At 64.8% G+C, this 17,487-nt stretch carries 17 protein-coding genes; 6 read left to right on the forward strand and 11 right to left on the reverse strand.

The genetic code is table 11. The annotated features are described in order from the left end of the window. Positions 1–32 precede the first annotated feature (32 nt). Together lgt and HDG34_RS10190 are read right to left on the reverse strand one after the other, a co-directional pair. The gene (gene lgt, locus HDG34_RS10185) at positions 33–938 is read right to left on the reverse strand and encodes a prolipoprotein diacylglyceryl transferase (RefSeq protein WP_184059654.1); all 906 of its coding nucleotides are present in this window, start codon (positions 936–938) and stop codon (positions 33–35) included. Between the two features lie 60 nt (positions 939–998). Continuing rightward, entirely contained in the window at positions 999–1,985 is a 987-nt protein-coding gene (locus tag HDG34_RS10190) for a LysR family transcriptional regulator (protein ID WP_184059655.1), read from the reverse strand. Positions 1,986–2,143: 158 nt separating this feature from the next. Here HDG34_RS10190 and ilvD point away from each other — a divergent pair, with 158 nt between their 5' ends. Beyond that, positions 2,144–3,817 carry a dihydroxy-acid dehydratase gene (ilvD, locus tag HDG34_RS10195; protein WP_184059656.1) on the forward strand — a complete coding sequence of 558 codons (1,674 nt, stop codon included), beginning with the start codon at positions 2,144–2,146 and terminating at the stop codon, positions 3,815–3,817. Positions 3,818–3,964: 147 nt separating this feature from the next. Then, positions 3,965–4,303, forward strand: coding sequence for a c-type cytochrome (locus tag HDG34_RS10200; protein WP_184059657.1), 339 nt, complete (start codon positions 3,965–3,967; stop codon positions 4,301–4,303). A 24-nt stretch (positions 4,304–4,327) separates the two neighbouring features. On the opposite strand, the gene HDG34_RS10205 is transcribed toward HDG34_RS10200, so the two are convergent. The 3 genes from HDG34_RS10205 to HDG34_RS10215 form a co-directional block, all read right to left on the reverse strand. After that, the gene (locus tag HDG34_RS10205) at positions 4,328–5,146 is read right to left on the reverse strand and encodes a DUF2486 family protein (RefSeq protein WP_184059658.1); all 819 of its coding nucleotides are present in this window, start codon (positions 5,144–5,146) and stop codon (positions 4,328–4,330) included. 84 nt (positions 5,147–5,230) lie between these two features. Next, positions 5,231–5,647, reverse strand: coding sequence for a DNA polymerase III subunit chi (locus tag HDG34_RS10210; protein WP_184059659.1), 417 nt, complete (start codon positions 5,645–5,647; stop codon positions 5,231–5,233). Positions 5,648–5,699: 52 nt separating this feature from the next. Further along, entirely contained in the window at positions 5,700–7,211 is a 1,512-nt protein-coding gene (locus HDG34_RS10215) for a leucyl aminopeptidase (RefSeq protein WP_184059660.1), read from the reverse strand. Positions 7,212–7,349: 138 nt separating this feature from the next. Between HDG34_RS10215 and lptF the strand changes: the two genes are divergently transcribed. The 3 genes from lptF to HDG34_RS10230 are packed head-to-tail and all read left to right on the forward strand — an operon-like array spanning position 7,350 to position 10,018. Then, positions 7,350–8,447, forward strand: coding sequence for an LPS export ABC transporter permease LptF (gene lptF / locus HDG34_RS10220; protein WP_184059661.1), 1,098 nt, complete (start codon positions 7,350–7,352; stop codon positions 8,445–8,447). Positions 8,448–8,450: 3 nt separating this feature from the next. Next, on the forward strand, positions 8,451–9,599 hold the full coding sequence (gene lptG, locus HDG34_RS10225) for an LPS export ABC transporter permease LptG (RefSeq protein ID WP_018419679.1): 1,149 nt from the start codon (positions 8,451–8,453) through the stop codon (positions 9,597–9,599). 38 nt (positions 9,600–9,637) lie between these two features. Continuing rightward, complete coding sequence (locus HDG34_RS10230) at positions 9,638–10,018, forward strand: sirohydrochlorin chelatase (protein ID WP_018419678.1); 381 nt, start codon at positions 9,638–9,640, stop codon at positions 10,016–10,018. Between the two features lie 57 nt (positions 10,019–10,075). Here the strand turns inward: HDG34_RS10230 and cobA are convergent, their stop codons facing one another. From cobA to HDG34_RS10260, 6 genes are all read right to left on the reverse strand, one after another. After that, positions 10,076–10,831, reverse strand: coding sequence for a uroporphyrinogen-III C-methyltransferase (gene cobA / locus HDG34_RS10235; protein WP_184059800.1), 756 nt, complete (start codon positions 10,829–10,831; stop codon positions 10,076–10,078). An 86-nt stretch (positions 10,832–10,917) separates the two neighbouring features. After that, positions 10,918–12,234 carry a sulfate adenylyltransferase subunit 1 gene (locus tag HDG34_RS10240; RefSeq protein WP_184059663.1) on the reverse strand — a complete coding sequence of 439 codons (1,317 nt, stop codon included), beginning with the start codon at positions 12,232–12,234 and terminating at the stop codon, positions 10,918–10,920. A gap of 24 nt (positions 12,235–12,258) precedes the next feature. Next, the gene (gene cysD, locus HDG34_RS10245; protein WP_090803401.1) at positions 12,259–13,221 is read right to left on the reverse strand and encodes a sulfate adenylyltransferase subunit CysD; all 963 of its coding nucleotides are present in this window, start codon (positions 13,219–13,221) and stop codon (positions 12,259–12,261) included. A 101-nt stretch (positions 13,222–13,322) separates the two neighbouring features. Then, on the reverse strand, positions 13,323–14,069 hold the full coding sequence (locus HDG34_RS10250; RefSeq protein WP_184059665.1) for a phosphoadenylyl-sulfate reductase: 747 nt from the start codon (positions 14,067–14,069) through the stop codon (positions 13,323–13,325). Further along, positions 14,066–14,608, reverse strand: coding sequence for a DUF934 domain-containing protein (locus HDG34_RS10255; RefSeq protein WP_184059667.1), 543 nt, complete (start codon positions 14,606–14,608; stop codon positions 14,066–14,068). The genes HDG34_RS10250 and HDG34_RS10255 overlap by 4 nt, the downstream gene beginning before the upstream one ends. A 21-nt stretch (positions 14,609–14,629) precedes the next feature. Further along, positions 14,630–16,309, reverse strand: a complete 1,680-nt coding sequence (locus HDG34_RS10260) for a nitrite/sulfite reductase (RefSeq protein ID WP_184059669.1) — start codon at positions 16,307–16,309, stop codon at positions 14,630–14,632. Positions 16,310–16,534: 225 nt separating this feature from the next. Here HDG34_RS10260 and HDG34_RS10265 point away from each other — a divergent pair, with 225 nt between their 5' ends. Further along, the gene (locus HDG34_RS10265) at positions 16,535–17,476 is read left to right on the forward strand and encodes a CysB family HTH-type transcriptional regulator (RefSeq protein ID WP_184059671.1); all 942 of its coding nucleotides are present in this window, start codon (positions 16,535–16,537) and stop codon (positions 17,474–17,476) included. Positions 17,477–17,487: the final 11 nt, after the last annotated feature.

Genomic DNA, 17,487 nt, shown 5'->3' on the forward strand with positions numbered 1-17,487 from the left:
ATGCAACACTCGCAACGCTAGCCGAGCGCCGCTCAGTTCGCGCCAACCGCCTGCGCCGGCTCGCGACGCCCACGGCGATACGCCCACACCATCAGGCCGATGCCCGCGAGAATCATGGGCAGCGACAGCCATTGACCCATCGACAGCCCCATCGCGAGCAGGCCGAGGAAATCGTCCGGCTCGCGCGCGAATTCGACCGTGAAGCGCGCCAGGCCGTAGCCGATCAGGAACATCGCGGAAATCGCGCCGAGCGGCTTCGGTTTGCGCGAGAAAAAGATCAGCACGAAGAACAGCGCCACGCCTTCGAGCGCGATCTCGTACAGCTCCGACGGATGTCGCGGCAGCATGTGATATTGCGCGAACACTTCGTTCAGATGCCATTGCGCGGCCAGTTGCGGATGCGCGGCGAGCCATGTGGCGTCGTCAGGCGCGGCGCCGGGAAACAGCATCGCCCACGGCGCCGACGGATCGGTCACGCGGCCCCACAGCTCGCCGTTGATGAAGTTGCCGAGGCGCCCCGCCGCGAGGCCCGTGGGCACCATCGGCGCGACGAAGTCGGTGACTTGCAGCCACGAGCGCTTGCGCTGATAAGCGAACAGCATCATCGCGAGCGTCACGCCGAGAAAGCCGCCGTGAAACGACATGCCGCCTTCCCACACCTTGAAGATGTCGAGCGGATGCGCGAAATAAAAGCTCGCCTTGTAGAACAGCACATAGCCGAGCCGGCCGCCGAGGATCGTACCTAGCACGCCGTAGAACAGCATGTCGTCGATATCCTTCGCGGTCCAGCCTTGCGCGGCGACGTACGGCAGCCGCAGCCGCAACCGGGCAACGACGATCGCCGCGACGAATGCGACGAGGTACATCAAGCCATACCAGCGCACGGCGAGCGGCCCCAGATGGATGGCGACAGGGTCGAAATTGGGGTGAATGAGCATCGTGTAGTTATGGGCAGTTCAGGTTCGAAAGCAGTTTTTACAGGGAATCAGAAGCGGGATCTAGACACGCGACGCGACGCTCGCCGCATGCGCGCGCACGATGTCGATGAAGCCCGCCAGCACCGGGCTGACCTCGTCGCTGCGCCAGACGAGGCCCGTCTCGATCGCGGGCACCGACTCGGACAGCGGCCGGTACACGACGCCCGTGCGCCGCAGGTTACGCAACGATTGCGGCACCAGCGCGACGCCCATGCCGGCCGACACGAGACTCACGATGGTCTGCATCTGGATCGCCTCCTGGCCGATCCGTGGCGCGAGGCCCGCAACGCCGTAGCAATCCATAATGATGTCATAAAAGCCTGGCGCGAGACGCCTTGGGAAGATCACGAGCGGCGCGTCGGCGACATCGCGCAGGCTGACGGGCATCTCGAGCCATTCGGCGGCGGGGTCTTCGGCGGCGCTGCCCTTGCCGTTTGCGTTCACGCTGCCCCGCAAGCCTTGCGCCATCTCCGTCGACATCGCGATCACGAGCGGCTCGCGCGCGATCGGCAGCCACGACAGCTGCGCCGCATGCCGCGACGGCAGCGGCGCGATCACCAGACCCGCGTCGATACGCCCGGCCACCAGTTCCTCGACCTGCACGTCGCTGGTCGCCTCGGTCAGTTCGAGCCGCACGCCCGGATGCCGCGCGCCGAAATCGCGCAACAGCAGCGGCAGCAGGCCGTAATCCGCAGTCGACACGAACGCCAGCGACAGCACGCCCGCCTCGCCGCGCGCGAGGCTCTGCGCGAGCGGCCTGAGCCCTTCCGCGGCCGCGAGCAGCCGCTGCACCTCCGGCAACAGATCGGCGCCGACCGCCGTCAACTCGACCGAGCGCTTGGTGCGCGCGAACAGCTCGACGCCGAGCGTCTCCTCGAGCGCGCGGATCGCCTGCGACAGCGGCGGCTGCGTCATCGACAGACGCGCGGCCGCGCGCCCGAAGTGCTTTTCTTCGGCGACGGTGACGAAATAGCGCAACTGGCGCAGGTCGGGGATCGTCGGCAGCATGATTGATATATTTTACGACCTGAATAACCGCGAATAATACACACGACGCGAGTCACGCAAAACCGCCGGTTTGCACGGTCTGGCGGAACTACACTGAACGGATGCGCGCGCGCACGCCGCCGCGCGCTTTCATCAGAACAGCCAGACTGGAGCTCCCCATGGCCTACAACCGTCGTTCGAAGAACATCACGCAAGGCATCGCGCGTTCACCGAATCGCTCGATGTACTACGCGCTCGGCTACCAGAAGGAGGATTTCGACAAACCGATGATCGGCGTCGCCAACGGCCACTCGACGATTACGCCGTGCAACGCCGGCCTGCAGCGTCTCGCCGACGCGGCCGTCACCGCGATCAGGCGCGCCGACGCGAACCCGCAGACCTTCGGCACGCCGACGATCTCGGACGGCATGTCGATGGGCACCGAGGGCATGAAGTACTCGCTCGTGTCGCGCGAGGTGATCGCCGATTGCATCGAGACCTGCGTGCAAGGGCAATGGATGGACGGCGTGGTCGTGATCGGCGGCTGCGACAAGAACATGCCGGGCGGCATGATCGGCCTCGCGCGCATGAACGTGCCGGGCATCTACGTGTACGGCGGCACGATCCGGCCGGGCAACTGGAAAGGCACCGATCTGACGATCGTATCGTCGTTCGAGGCGGTCGGCGAATTCACGGCGGGCCGCATGTCGCAGGAGGATTTCGAGGGCATCGAGAAAAATGCGTGTCCGTCGACCGGTTCGTGCGGCGGCATGTACACGGCCAATACGATGAGCTCGTCGTTCGAGGCGCTCGGCATGTCGCTCATGTATTCGTCGACGATGGCGAATCCCGACCAGGAGAAGGTCGACTCGGCCGCCGAATCGGCGCGTGTGCTCGTCGAAGCCGTCAAGAAGGATTTGAAGCCGCGCGACATCATCACGAAGCAGTCGATCGAAAACGCGGTTGCCTTGATCATGGCGACCGGCGGCTCGACCAACGCGGTGCTGCACTACCTGGCGATCGCGCACGCGGCCGAGATCGAATGGACGATCGAGGACTTCGAGCGCATGCGCAAAAAAGTGCCGGTGATCTGCAACCTGAAGCCGTCGGGCCAGTACGTCGCCACCGATCTGCACAAGGCGGGCGGCATTCCGCAGGTGCTGAAGATCCTGCTCGACGCCGGGCTTGTGCACGGCGATTGCATGACGATCACCGGCAAAACGATCGCCGAGGAGTTGAAGGACGTACCAGCCAGGCCGCGCAGCGATCAGCAGGTGATCTTCCCGATCGACAAGGCGCTCTACGCCGAAGGCCATCTCGCGATCCTGAAGGGCAATCTGGCCGAAGACGGCGCGGTCGCCAAGATCACCGGGCTCAAGAACCCCGTCATCACGGGCCCGGCGCGCGTATTCGACGACGAGCAGAGCGCGCTCGAAGCGATCCTCGCCGACAAGATCGTCGCCGGCGACGTCGTCGTGCTGCGCTATCTTGGCCCGAAGGGCGGCCCCGGCATGCCGGAAATGCTCGCGCCGACCTCGGCGATCATCGGCAAGGGGCTCGGCGAATCGGTCGGGCTCATCACCGACGGCCGCTTCTCGGGCGGCACCTGGGGCATGGTGGTTGGGCACGTCGCGCCGGAGGCGTTCGTCGGCGGCACGATCGCGCTCGTGCACGAAGGCGATTCGATCACGATCGACGCGCACCAGCTGCTGCTGCAACTGAACATCGACGATGCCGAGCTGCAGCGCCGCCGCGCCGCATGGCAGGCGCCGAAGCCGCGCTACACACGCGGCGTGATGGCCAAGTATTTCGCGCTCGCGCAGCCGGCGAATCGAGGGGCGGTGACGGGGTAATGACCGCGGCCGGCGCGGCCCGCCCCGACGGGGATAACCCGCCGCCACGTTACGCAAAAACGCAAGGGGCGCACGAAAATCCGTGCGCCCCTTTGCTCTTATAATGCGTGCACCACGAGCCGGGCATCTGCACTGGCGGAGACCATAATGAAATCGATGTCGTACGCAGCCGTGGCAGCCACTGTTGCGCTCGCCGCCGCATTGAGCGCCGCCGGTCCCGCAGCCCGAGCCGAAACAGCCGGGCTCGCGCTCGCCCAGCAGAAGAACTGCATGAGCTGCCACTCGGTCACTCGCCCGTTCATGGGGCCGGCGCTGCACGACGTTGCAGCCCGCTATGCGGGACGCAACGACGCCGCCTCCTATCTGAAGCGCAAGATCCTCGATGGCGGCACCGGCGTATGGGGAACCGTGCCGATGCCCGCGAACACGCAACTGACGCCCGATCAGGCGGCCACGCTGGCGGCTTGGGTGCTGACGCTCAAATAACGGCGCTCTCAGGTCACCGCGGCGTCAACGCGAGCGCCGCGCGATTTCTTCTTCCACCGCTTCACGTACCCAATCGGTCATCTCGGCTTCGAGCGTCTGCGCGACCTCGCGCGTGATCTGACTCACGAGCAGACTCGTGTGCTGCTGCACTGCATCACGGCAGCGCGCCTCGATGATGCCGCGCCCCTCGCCCGTCAGAAAACCCTGGAAGCGTCCGTGCAAACGTGCGGCGAGCGCGTCGGCATCGAGTGTGGGCTGAGCGGGAGCGGCTTCGTGCGCGCCTTCATGGTCGATATCCGGCGGCACGGTCGCGCCGGCTTCGAGCGGTATGAAGGGCTCGGTACGATCGAACACGCCGGGCGACACCTCCACGTCCTCACGCAAGTCGTCATGCCCATGTCGCACATGAATGCCGTGATGCGGCCGTGCGTGTTTTCTCGGGTGCGTGTGATCAGCCACGTGCGGCTGATGAAGCTCGGTCTGCGCGAGAGGCTCATGCTCCGCCGCATGCGGGGCTTCTCGCGTCGGCATCGGCTCCGGCACGAGCACGGGCTCCGGCGAACTCAGTTGCTCGGGCGTGGGCACCGGTTGGGGCGCGAGTACCGGTTCGGGCGCCAGCGTGGGGTCGGCTCGATGCGCGGGCGCTGGCACGAACGCGGGCTCCGTGCGGGAAGCGGGCTCGGGCACCGCCGCCGGTTGCGCAACGGCTGGGCTTGCGGGCTCGGCGCCCGGCTGGGATGCAGGCACGGCGGCATCGGTCGACGCCTCGCGCGTCTCGCGCGCGCGGCCCGGCACGAGGACCTCGTTCAGGACCGGAATCGAATTGTCGTGGGGATCGGACACGTGCGCTCTCCGTGTTTGAGTCCAAGCCAGGGCAGGCGGTCCGCATGCCGCGTTCCTCGCGGCCATGACGCGCAGCGCAACGAACTAGCCGCCCTGCTTGTAGTTGTTCAAAGCATAGCCGCGATCGCGATAGAAGCGATAGCGCTCGCGGCCCGCAGCGAGTTCCTCGTGTGCGTTACCGACCACTTCGAGCAATCTATCGAAGCGCGCGAACTGCGCCGGCACCGTTGCGCCCAGATTGAGCAGCACCTGATGATGCGGCACGTCGTCGAGATTCGTGGCCAGCACGACGGGCGTGTCGGCGGCAAGCGGCGTGCCCGCCATGCAGTGCGGCACGAAGTCGAGCGGCGAGAAGGTCCACAGCATTTCGTCGAAGGCGCGCAGGCGCGCGGGCTCGGCCAGCACGACGAGCGGCTGGCCCGCCAGATACGCCTTGCGCACGAGGCGACACGCGTACAGCAGCGAATCGCCGACGTTCGAGTGAAAGTCGATTCTCGTCATCGGCCGCTCCGCCCCGCTTGCCGCGCGCCGTGCGCGCGCTTACCGCACTGCGTCATTGGCCGGCGCGGTCGATCAGGAACTGCGCGAGCAGCGGCACCGGACGGCCCGTCGCGCCCTTCGCGGTGCCGCTCTTCCACGCGGTGCCGGCGATGTCGAGATGCGCCCACGGGTACGAATCCGTGAAACGCGACAGGAAGCACGCGGCCGTCACGCTGCCCGCCGGACGCCCGCCGATGTTCGCGACGTCCGCGAAGTTCGACTTCAGCTGGTCCTGGTACTCGTCGTCGAGCGGCAGGCGCCATGCCGGGTCGGCCGCTTCGCGCGACGCGTCGAGCAGTTCTCCCGCGAGCGCGTCGTCCTTCGAGAACAGGCCGCTGTTGTGATGGCCGAGCGCGATGATGCAGGCGCCCGTCAGCGTCGCGATGTCGATGACCGCGGCCGGCTTGAAGCGCTCCGCGTAGGTGAGCGCGTCGCACAGAATCAGGCGGCCCTCGGCGTCGGTGTTCAGCACCTCGATCGTGAGGCCCTTCATGCTGGTGACGATGTCGCCCGGCTTGGTGGCCGTGCCCGACGGCATGTTCTCGACGGCCGGAATGATGCCGACCACGTTGATCTTCAGGCCCATCTCGGCGACCGCGCGCAGCGTGCCGAGCACCGAGCCCGCGCCGCACATGTCGTATTTCATCTCGTCCATTCCCTCGCCCGGCTTCAGCGAGATGCCGCCCGTGTCGAACGTGACGCCCTTGCCGACCAGCACGACCGGCGCGGCCTTCGCGGCGGCGCCCTGGTACTGCAGCACGATGAACTGCGCCGGCTCGACCGCGCCCGCGGTGACCGACAGGAACGAGCCCATCTTCAGCGCTTCACACTGTTTCTCGCCGAGCACCTCGACCTTCAGCTTCCAGTCTTTCGCGAGCTTCTTCGCGGTGTTCGCCAGATAGGTCGGCGTGCAGACGTTGCTCGGCAGATTGCCGAGCTCGCGCGTCAGGTCCATGCCGTTGGCGAGCGCGGCGCCCTGCCTGGCGGCGAGCTTGGCGGCCTTCTCGTCACCGGTGTTGACGCTGAACACGATGCGCTTCAACGCGCGCGGCGTATTGTCCGGCTTGCTCTTCAGTTGCGTGAAGCGGTAGGTCAGCTCGCGCAGCGCGAGGATCGCGGCGCGCACACACCAGTCGGCCGTGCGTTCGAGCACCGGCAGTTGCGCGAGCGTGAACGTGACCTGCACGATCTTCGTGCCGAGCAGCGCGCGCCATGCGGCGCGGACCGCCTCGCCGTAGGCTTTCTGACTGAAAGCGTCCTGTTTGCCGAGCCCGACGAGCAGCACGCGCGACGCGCCGATGCCCGACACCTCGTGCAGGAACAGCGTGGTACCCGCCTTGCCGTCCATGTCGCCTGCCTTGATGACGCGCGTGAGCAGGCCCTTGGTGGCCGCGTCGATCTCCAGCGCGGCGCCCGACAGCGTTTGCGACTCGAACACACCGATCACGATGCAATCGGATTTCCCGGTCAGGAAACCGTTCGTCGAGCCTTTGGTCCAATCACAGGCTTTTATGCTAAAGTCCATCGCGCTTGTCCTCGGATAAAATCTGGGCTTAGGATGAAAGCCGCAATTATCCGCTATTTTTTCCCGCGGCGGCTGCACCGGAGGCGTGACGGGAACGAATCCCCGCGTCGCCGTGAGCGCCCCCTCTCGTCATCAACAATGATCTTTGAACGCTCCCTCCAGCGCGAGCTCGCGTACACGGCTGGCGCCGTGTTCATGGTTCTCCTCACGCTCGTGCTGACGACGATGATGATCCGCATCGTCGGCTTCGCGGCCTCGGGCGAGGTCGACCCGCGCGACGTGCTGGTCCTGATCGGCCTCACCGTGATCGGCTATCTGGCCATCATGCTCGTCGCGACACTGTTCGTGTCGATCCTGTTCGTGCTCACGCGCTGGTACAAAGACTCCGAGATGGTCGTGTGGCTGTCCTCGGGCGTCAGTCTCACGCAATTCATCAAGCCGATCGGCATTTTCGCCACGCCGATCATCATCCTGATCATGTTCTTCGTGTTCGTCGGCTGGCCGTGGTCGAACCAGCAGAGCAAGCTGATCCGCGCGCGCTTCCAGCAGCGCGACGAAGTCTCGCTGCTCGCGCCGGGGCAGTTCCGCGAATCGCCGACCACGCATCGCGTGTTCTTCATCGAGAAGATGTCGCCCGACCAGGGGCATGTGGAAAACGTGTTCGTGACGAGCACCGAGGGCGGCAAGGTCAACGTCGTGGTGTCGAAGAACGGCCACATCGAGACGCACAAGAACGGCGACCGCTTCGTCGTGCTGGAAAACGGCCGCCGCTACGACGGCGAACCGGGCCGCCCCGATTTCCGCATCATGGAGTTCGAGCGCTACGGCGTGAAGATCCAGAGCCAGCCGGTCGTCAATACGCCGACCACCACCGGCTTGCCGACGCTCACGCTGCTGCGCAATCCCACTAAAGAGAACCTCGCCGAATTCGCGTGGCGCGCGGGTCTTCCGTTGATCGCGATCAACCTGATGCTGCTCGCCATTCCGCTCGCGCACCAGAACCCGCGGCGCAGCCGCACGATCAACCTCGTAATGGCCGTGTTGATCTACCTCACTTATTCGAATCTGCTGAACGTCGTGCAGGCGTGGATCGAGCAGGGCAAGATGTCGTTCGGCGTCGGGCTCGTGATCCTGCACGTGATCGTGCTCGGGATCGTCGCGTTCATCTTCTGGATGCGGGTGCGCAACCGGCCGCTATTTACGCGCGCCATGTTCAGCCGTTCGCAGGGAGCCTGAGCGATGCGCATTTATGAAAGGTATTTCGCGCGTCAGATCTATCTCACGTTCGTGTTCATCCTGTTTGCATTTTCAGGTCTGTTCTTCTTCTTCGACCTGATCAACGAACTGAACTCGGTCGGCCACGGCAACTACAAGTTTCAGTACGCGGTGCTGCGCGTCGCGCTGCAAACGCCGTCGCGTTTCTACGAAATCATTCCGGTCGCGGCGCTGATCAGCGCGATCTACGTGTTCGCGCAGATGGCGGCGAACTCCGAATACACGATCTTCCGCGTATCAGGCCTCGCAACGAATCAGGCGCTGCGCTCGCTGCTGAAGATCGGCATTCCGCTCGTGATCGTCACCTATCTGATCGGCGAAGTGGTCGGCCCGTATACGGATCAGCTCTCCGAGCGCGTGCGGCTCGAGGCGCTCGGCTCGTCGGTGTCGAGCAACTTCCAGTCGGGCGTGTGGGTCAAGGACACGCTGACCGAGCGCGCCGACGGCGAGCAGGTCACGCGCTTCGTCAACGTCGGCGAGCTGAAGCCCGACGCGACGATCAGCAACGTGCGCATCTACGAGTTCGATTCGAAGTTCCGCCTGTCGAACATTCGCATCGCGCAGAGCGGCCGCTATCAGCCGCCGGGCCACTGGCTGCTGACCGGCGTGACCGATACGCAACTGCTCGACGTGGCCCCCGCTCCGGGTACGCCGGCAGATGCGCTCAATCCGGTGTATCGCGCGAAGCAGGTCACGCTGCCCGAGTATTCGCTGCGCTCGGAGCTGACGCCGCAGATCCTGTCGGTGCTGCTGGTGTCGCCGGACCGGATGTCGATGTTCAATCTGTTCCGCTATATCCAGCATCTGACCGAAAACCATCAGGACACGCAGCGCTATGAAATCGCGCTGTGGCGCAAGGTGCTGTATCCGTTCGCGGTGTTCGTGATGCTGGTGCTGTCGCTGCCGTTCGCGTATCTGCATACGCGCGCGGGCGTGGTCGGCGTGAAGGTGTTCGGCGGCATCATGCTCGGCATGAGCTTCCAGCTGTTCAACACGCTGTTCTCGCATATCGGCACGCTCAATACGTGGCCCGCGCCGTTGACCGCGGCGACACCTGGGCTCGTCTACCTGGTGCTGGGGCTCGTCGGGTTGAAGTGGGTCGACCGGCACTAACGCCAGTGCGTTGAGGGGCATCGTCAGGAGCTGATGCGATGGCTATGCACGGACTGATTCTGTTTGGCCACGGCGCGCGCGATGCGCGCTGGCGCGAGCCGTTCGAGCGGCTCGCCGACAAGCTGCGCGCCGCGCGCGCGGCGACGGGCGAAGCTCCTGCGGTTACGCTCGCCTTTCTCGAACTGATGGAACCCGACCTGCCGACGGCCGTCGCGCAACTCGTCACGCAAGGCTGCGATGCGATCACCGTGGTGCCGGTGTTCTTCGGGCAAGGCGGTCATGTCCGCAAGGATTTGCCCGCGATCGTCGATCATTGCCGCGCCGCGCATCCCGGTGTCGAGATTCGCTGCGCGGTGGCAGTCGGCGAGGATGATTCGGTGCTGGATGCGCTCGCGCAGTATTGCTTGCGGCAGCTCTGATTTTTTCGTTCTGGTTGCTCAGATTCGCCGCTCTCGGGTCGGCCCTGCCGAGGATATTCAGGCCGCGACCAGCATCCCGTTCGACGCGCGCTTCGCCTCGGTCTGCCGCGCCGCGAACGCCTCGCCGATCATCAACAGACTCGGCTGCGACGCATCGACCCAGCGCTGCGCTTCGCCGGCCGCAAGATCTTCCAACGTCAGCGTCAGCATGCGTTCGCGCGGCGTGCTGCACGCCTCGACGATCGCCACGGGCGTCGTCGCGGGCTTGCCAGCATCGATCAGTTGCTGGGCGATTTCGACGCCGCTGTCGCGGCCCATGTAGAACACCAGAGAATCGGCGTTGACCTGCTCGCGGATCTCATCGGAACCTGGCGCGCGGCTGAACGTCGCGAGCGCGACGCTGCGCGACACGCCGCGCAGCGTCAGCGAACGCTTCAGCGTGGCCGCGCTCGCCAGCGCGGCGGTGATGCCCGGCACGACTTCATACTCGATGCCCGCGGCTTCGAGCGCGCGCATCTCTTCGTCGGCGCGGCCGAACAGCATCGGATCGCCGCCCTTCAAACGCACGACCACGTCGTGCTCCAAAGCCGCATCGACGATCTGCTTGTTGATGAACTGTTGGGCCGTCGATAGCTGGCCGCAGCGCTTGCCGACCGCAATGCGCTTCGCGCGCGCGGGCGCGTAGTCGAGCATCGCCGGCTCGACCAGCGCGTCGTGCAGCACGACGTCGGCGGCGCCGAGCAGCCGCGCGCCGCGCACCGTAATCAGGTCCGCGGCACCGGGTCCCGCGCCGATCAGATAAACCTTACCCATTGACATCAACCTGTTCGTTGGAGCGTACGCGGCGGCGCGTTGCGCCGCCTGTGTGGCCCATCCGTCGCCTGCTAGTCTTGCCGTGCTCAGGCGGAAAACGCGCGGATCATGCCGGCGGCGACCGTGTGGTTCGTCGCCTCGTCGATCAGCACGAACGCGCCGGTGCCCTGATGCGAGTCGTACGCGTCGCACACGAGCGGCTTCTGCAAGGTCAGCGCGACACGACCGATGTCGTTCATCGCCAGTTCCTTGCGATCGGTCGCCTGCGACAGCGTATGCACGTCGAGCACTTCCTTGATCGCGCCGATCTTCGCGAACACCGTGCTGGTGGTCTGCTTCAGCAGATACTTGCGCTGCGTCGACAGCGGCGCGTCGTCGAACCAGCAGAGGTCCGCTTCGAGCTTCTTCGCCGGCTCCGGCGCCGCTTCGCGCAGCACGAAGGTGTCGCCGCGCGACACGTCGACGTCTTCCGCGAGACGGATCGTCACCGTCTGACCGGCGAACGCACGGTCCACCTGCGCGGTGCCGCCGACCACCGGCGCGATGATCTCGGCCACGGTCGCTTCGCGATTGGCCGGCAACACGACGATCGTGTCGCCGAGCTTCACTTCGCCCGATTCGACCCGGCCCATGTAGCCGCGGAAATCGTCGGCCTGGCTGCCGTCCTGGCGCGCGACCCACTGCACTGGAAAGCGCAGCGCCTCGCCGTTCGCGGTTTCGACCGGCAGCGCTTCGAGCACGTCGAGTAGCGGCTCGCCCGCGTACCACGGCATGCGCTCGCTCGCCGTGACGATGTTGTCGCCCTTCAGCGCCGACACCGGCACGAAGCGCACGTCCTGCAGACCGAGGTGACGCGCGAGCTCGACGTAGGCGTCGCGGATCTCGTTGAAGCGCGCTTCGCTGTAGTCGACGAGGTCCATCTTGTTGATCGCGACGATCACGTGCTGCAGACCGAGCAGCTTGACGATCGCGCTATGACGCTTGGTTTGCGGCAGCAGTTGCGCGACGCCGTTTTCGAGCGTCACGCGCGTCGCGTCGACGAGAATGATCGCCGCATGCGCGGTCGACGCGCCCGTCACCATGTTGCGCGTGTACTGCTCATGGCCCGGCGTATCGGCGATGATGAACTTACGCTTGGCGGTGGCGAAGTAGCGGTAGGCGACGTCGATCGTGATGCCCTGCTCGCGCTCGGCTTCGAGGCCGTCGGTCAACAGCGACAGATCGATTTCATCGCCGACGGTGCGCTTGTTCTTCGCGCGCGACAGCGCCGAGAGCTGGTCGCTCAATACCGCCTTGCTGTCGTACAGCAGGCGGCCGATCAGCGTGCTCTTGCCGTCGTCGACGCTGCCCGCGGTGATGAAACGCAGCACGCCGAGGTCTTCTGGTTGATGAATACTGCTCATGGTTGCTTTGCCTTCGTCGTGTGCTTAGAAATAACCCTGCTTCTTGCGCTGCTCCATCGCCGCTTCCGACACCTGGTCGTCCATCCGCGTCGCGCCGCGTTCCGTGATTTCGGTGACGGCCGTCTCGGCGATGATCTTCTCGATGACGTCCGCGTCGCTTTCGACCGGGCACGTGCAGCTGATGTCGCCGACCGTGCGGAAACGCACGAGCGCCTGTTCGCTCGTCTCACCTTCGCGCATCGGCGTGAGCGGCGTGACCGGCACGAGCAGGCCGTTGCGGCGCACGATCTCGCGCTGGTGCGCGTAGTAGATCGACGGCAGTTCGAGCTGTTCACGCGCGATGTACTGCCACACGTCGAGCTCGGTCCAGTTCGAGATCGGGAACACGCGCATGTGTTCGCCGTTGTGCAGACGCGCGTTGTACAGGCTCCACAGTTCCGGGCGCTGCGCCTTCGGGTCCCACTGGCCGAATTCGTCACGGAACGAGAAGATGCGCTCTTTCGCGCGGGCCTTTTCCTCGTCGCGGCGCGCGCCGCCGATCATCGCGGTGTAACCGTACTGCTCGATGGTTTCGAGCAGCGTCACCGCCTGCGCGGCATTGCGCGAATCCGTTTCGCGACGCAGACGCACGGTGCCGCGCTTGATCGAATCTTCAACATGGCCGACCACCAGTTCCGCGCCGATCTGTTGCGCGCGACGATCGCGGAAGTCGATCACTTCGTCGTAGTTGTGGCCCGTGTCGATATGCACGAGCGGGAACGGTAGCTGCGTTTTGCGGTTCGCACCGAGGCCGAACGCCTTCAGTGCGAGCGCGAGCACCACGACGGAATCCTTGCCGCCCGAAAACAGCAGCGCCGGCTTGCTGCATTCGGCGACCAGTTCTCGCAGGATGTGAATCGACTCGGCTTCGAGCCAATCGAGGTGATCCATCCGGTTGACCGTGTTGGCGAGCGGAGCGTTGACAGTGGAATCGAGCGTGGTGCTCATAGCGGGTCCTTCGTTGGTTCGCCCGGCAAGCGCTGCTCGCACGGGCGAAAATATTCAGATCGGTTTCGGCGGTAATGCGCCGCAAGCTCGGTACGCGGCGCTCAGGCCGACGCGTTTTCGTTGCGCTCGACCGCAATCGGAGTAATCGCCGTGATATGCAAGCCGCATTCCTTCGTATCGCGCGACTCCCACCACCAGCGCCCCGCCCGGCTGTCTTCGCCGGGGCGGATCGCACGCGTACACGGCTCGCAGCCGATGCTCGGATAACCGCGCGCATGCAGCGGATTGACCGGCACGTCGAACGCACTAAGATAATCCCAGACTTCGGCTTCGGTCCAGTCCGCGAGTGGATTGAACTTGGCGATGTTGCGCGCGTCGTCGTGCTCTTCCTCGTGCAGCTCGGCACGCGTGACCGATTGCTCGCGACGCTGCCCGGTCACCCAGGCGCTGACCTCGGCAAGCGCGCGATTGAGCGGCTCGACCTTGCGGATCTCGCAGCAGCGCTTGCGCAGCTCGACGCTTTCATAGAATGCGTTCAGGCCGTGCCCGTTCACATACTGCTCGACCGCGGCCGCCTGCGGATGAAACTGCTCGATGTCGTAGCCGTAGCGCTCTTTCACGCGGTCGAGCATGCCGAGCGTTTCCGCATGCAGACGCCCCGTGTTCAGCGAAAAGATGCCGATCTTCACGCCGCGCGACAGGATCGCATGCGTGAGCAGCATGTCTTCGGCCGCGAGGCTGCTCGCGAGCTTCACGTTCGCGTGACGCGCTGCGATCGAGTCGAGCAGCGCGTCGAGACGCTCGACCTTCGCCGCGAGCTCCGGGCTCAACGATTGGGCGGCGCTCATGCCGGGACCTTGGCGGCGCCAGCCTGCGCGGCACGGCGGCGGAACAGCGGCGACGTGTCCACGGCGCCCTGGTACTGCACGCTAAAGTCGTCGAACGCTTTCAACGCGTCGTTGATGTCCTTGTCGGCGCGCAGTGCATACGCGTCGAAGCCGCAGCGGAACATGAACGTGATCTGGTCGCGCAGCACGTCGCCGATCGCGCGCAGTTCGCCCTTGTAGCCATAGCGCTCGCGCAGCAGACGGCCGATGCTGTAGCCACGGCCGTCGCGGAACACCGGGAAGTCCACGGCGATCAGCGCGAGCTTGTCGAAGTCGCCGACGATGTCCGCCGGTTCGTTATCCGGCGCGAGCCATACGCCGATCTCGGCCGCTTGACGCGCGGCCACGAGCGCTTCACGCTCGGCCTGCCACAGCGCCAGCGGCACGATGACCTTGCCGGCCGGCAGTTCGGCCACTGCCGGCAAAGCGCCGTCTTCCGCGGCACGCACGACGCTCCAGTCGTCGTCGACGATCGCGCGGTTCTTGATGATTGAAGCCATCTGTTCAGTATCCTTTCGCGGTTACGCGTGAGCCGGTTGACGCGCGGCGTACACGCGCTCCTTGAACGGCGCGATGCCGATGCGGGTGTACGTATCGATGAAACGCTCGCCTTCCTGGCGGTTTTCCACGAACGTATCGATCACCTTCGTCATCACGTCGGGCATTTCCTCGGCCGAGAACGACGGGCCGATCACGCGGCCAAGGTGAGCGCCGGTCGCGCCGGTGCCCTGCTCGCCGCCGAGCGTCACCTGGTACCACTCGGAGCCGTCCTTGTCGACGCCCAGAATGCCGATGTTGCCGACGTGATGGTGACCGCACGCGTTGATGCAGCCCGAGATGTTCAGCGACACGTCGCCGAGGTCGTACACGTAGTCGAGATCGTTGAAACGTTCCTGGATCGCGAGCGCGATCGGAATCGACTTCGCATTCGCGAGCGAGCAGAAGTCACCGCCCGGGCACGAGATGATGTCGGTCAACAAGCCGATGTTCGGCGTCGCGAAACCCTGCGCCTTGGCCTTTTCCCACAGCGCGAACAGGTCGCGCTTCTTGACGTCGGCGAGGATCAGGTTCTGTTCGTGCGACACGCGGACCTTGCCGAACGAGTATTCGTCGGCCCAGTCGGCGACCGCGTCCATCTGCACGTCCGTCGCGTCGCCCGGCGCAACCGTGGTCGGCTTCAGCGACAGCGTGACCGAGGCGTAGCCCGACACCTTGTGCGGACGCACGTTACGCTCGACCCAGCGCGCGAACGCGCGGTTTTCCAGCAGATGCTTTTCGAACGACGTATCGGTGTCCGGCAGCTTGTCGTAAGCGGGCGGCGCGAAGTATTGCGTCACGCGATCGACTTCGGCCTGCGTGAGCGTCGACGGGCCGTCCTTCAGGTGCTGCCACTCTTCTTCGACCTGCGCGGCGAACTTCTCCGGCGACAGCGCCTTCACCAGAATCTTGATACGCGCCTTGTACATGTTGTCGCGGCGGCCGTAGCGGTTGTACACACGCAACACGGCTTCGCTATAGGTCAGCAGGTGCTGCCACGGCAGATCGCGGCGGATCACCGCGCCGACGATCGGCGTGCGGCCCAGACCACCACCAGCGAGGATGTCGGCCACCAGTTCGCCCTGTTCGTTCTTGCGCAGATACACGCCCATGTCGTGGATCTGCACGGCCGCGCGGTCTTCCTTCGAACCCGACACCGCGATCTTGAACTTGCGCGGCAGCCACGCGAATTCGGGGTGGAACGTCGACCATTGACGCAGGATTTCGGCCCACGGACGCGGATCGACGACTTCGTCGGGCGCGACGCCGGCGAATTGATCGGCGGTGATGTTGCGGATGCAGTTGCCCGAGGTCTGAATGCCGTGCATCTGCACGGCGGCGAGCTTGCGCAGGATTTCCGGCGTTTCTTCGAGCTTGATCCAGTTGTACTGGATGTTCGAACGCGTCGAGAAATGGCCGTAGCCGCGGTCGTGTTCGCGCGCGATCTGCGCGAGCACGCGCATCTGGTCGCTGCGCAAGTTGCCGTACGGAATCGCGATGCGGTGCATGTACGCGTGGCGCTGGTAATACAGACCGTTCTGCAGGCGCAGCGGACGGAATTCCTCTTCGCTCAATTCGCCCGACAAGCGGCGGCGAACCTGATCGGCGTACTGCGCGACCCGTTCATCGACGATGGTCTGGTCGTACTGATCGTATTGGTACATTCGGGGGCCCCAATTTTTCGAAACTTGCGTGACACGCGACCGTCCGGATCGGCCGCGGCTTGAATACCGGCTTTGTCAGCTATCGCAAGCGAGCGTTTAGACCCATCGCTCATTTGCTTATAACAAATACAGATATCCATATTGAAAAAGATGGACAGATCGTAATAAACTCGCCTTATATTTCAAACGACTAAAAAATTCTTTTTATATGCGGCGAGGTTATATATGAACCTGCACCAATTCCGCTTCGTCCGCGAGGCTGTGCGGCAGAACTTCAACCTCACCGAAGCGGCCAAGGCGTTGTTTACGAGCCAGCCGGGCGTCTCGAAGGCGATCATCGAGCTGGAGGACGAACTTGGCGTCGAAATCTTTACCCGCCACGGCAAGCGCGTGCGCTCGCTGACCGAGCCGGGCCGCATCATATTGCAATCGGTCGAAAAAATCCTGCAGGAAGTGGAAAGCCTGAGGCGGGTCGGCAAGGACTTCGCGGCGCAGGACCAGGGCAATCTGACGATCGCCGCCACCCACACGCAGGCGCGCTACTCGCTGCCCGCGGCGATCGCGGAGTTCAAGAAGCGCTTTCCGAAGGTTCACCTTTCAATTCTGCAAGGCAGCCCGACCCAGGTCGCCGAAATGGTGCTGCACGACCAGGCCGACCTCGCGATCGCGACCGAGGCGATCTCGAACTACAAGGATCTGGTGTCGCTGCCCTGCTTCCAGTGGCACCACGTCGCGGTGATGCAGCCCGACCATCCGCTGCTCGAGCGCAAGCTGCTGTCGCTCGACGACCTGACCCAGTACCCGCTGATTACGTACGACAACGCGTTCGCCGGCCGCACCAAGATCAACGAAGCGTTCCGGCTGCGCGGGGTGCATCCGGACATCGTGCTCGAGGCGATCGACGCCGACGTGATCAAGACCTACGTCGAGCTAGGCCTCGGCGTCGGCATCATGGCCGACATCGCGTTCAACGCCGAGCGCGACCGCCATTTGCGCGCGATGCCGGTCGGCCATCTGTTCGGCAGCAACGTGACGCGCGTCGCGCTGAAACAGGGCGCGTATCTGCGCAGCTACGTGTACACGCTCGTCGAGCTGCTGTCGCCGAGCCTGAACCGCAAGCTGATCGAGCAGGCGCTGAATGGCGAACACGAAACCTATGAGCTTTGAACCGCGTCCAT

Origin of the sequence: Paraburkholderia sp. HC6.4b, from assembly GCF_014200875.1 — a bacterium.
GTDB lineage: Bacteria > Pseudomonadota > Gammaproteobacteria > Burkholderiales > Burkholderiaceae > Paraburkholderia > Paraburkholderia tuberum.

Bases quoted from the DNA above. Each gene is read 5' to 3' on its own strand.
- lgt (WP_184059654.1), bottom strand. From the start codon at position 938: ATGCTCATTCACCCCAATTTCGACCCTGTCGCCATCCATCTGGGGCCG.
- HDG34_RS10190 (WP_184059655.1), bottom strand. From the start codon at position 1,985: ATGCTGCCGACGATCCCCGACCTGCGCCAGTTGCGCTATTTCGTCACC.
- ilvD (WP_184059656.1), top strand. From the start codon at position 2,144: ATGGCCTACAACCGTCGTTCGAAGAACATCACGCAAGGCATCGCGCGT.
- HDG34_RS10200 (WP_184059657.1), top strand. From the start codon at position 3,965: ATGAAATCGATGTCGTACGCAGCCGTGGCAGCCACTGTTGCGCTCGCC.
- HDG34_RS10210 (WP_184059659.1), bottom strand. From the start codon at position 5,647: ATGACGAGAATCGACTTTCACTCGAACGTCGGCGATTCGCTGCTGTAC.
- HDG34_RS10215 (WP_184059660.1), bottom strand. From the start codon at position 7,211: ATGGACTTTAGCATAAAAGCCTGTGATTGGACCAAAGGCTCGACGAAC.
- lptF (WP_184059661.1), top strand. From the start codon at position 7,350: ATGATCTTTGAACGCTCCCTCCAGCGCGAGCTCGCGTACACGGCTGGC.
- lptG (WP_018419679.1), top strand. From the start codon at position 8,451: ATGCGCATTTATGAAAGGTATTTCGCGCGTCAGATCTATCTCACGTTC.
- HDG34_RS10230 (WP_018419678.1), top strand. From the start codon at position 9,638: ATGGCTATGCACGGACTGATTCTGTTTGGCCACGGCGCGCGCGATGCG.
- cobA (WP_184059800.1), bottom strand. From the start codon at position 10,831: ATGGGTAAGGTTTATCTGATCGGCGCGGGACCCGGTGCCGCGGACCTG.
- HDG34_RS10240 (WP_184059663.1), bottom strand. From the start codon at position 12,234: ATGAGCAGTATTCATCAACCAGAAGACCTCGGCGTGCTGCGTTTCATC.
- cysD (WP_090803401.1), bottom strand. From the start codon at position 13,221: ATGAGCACCACGCTCGATTCCACTGTCAACGCTCCGCTCGCCAACACG.
- HDG34_RS10250 (WP_184059665.1), bottom strand. From the start codon at position 14,069: ATGAGCGCCGCCCAATCGTTGAGCCCGGAGCTCGCGGCGAAGGTCGAG.
- HDG34_RS10255 (WP_184059667.1), bottom strand. From the start codon at position 14,608: ATGGCTTCAATCATCAAGAACCGCGCGATCGTCGACGACGACTGGAGC.
- HDG34_RS10260 (WP_184059669.1), bottom strand. From the start codon at position 16,309: ATGTACCAATACGATCAGTACGACCAGACCATCGTCGATGAACGGGTC.
- HDG34_RS10265 (WP_184059671.1), top strand. From the start codon at position 16,535: ATGAACCTGCACCAATTCCGCTTCGTCCGCGAGGCTGTGCGGCAGAAC.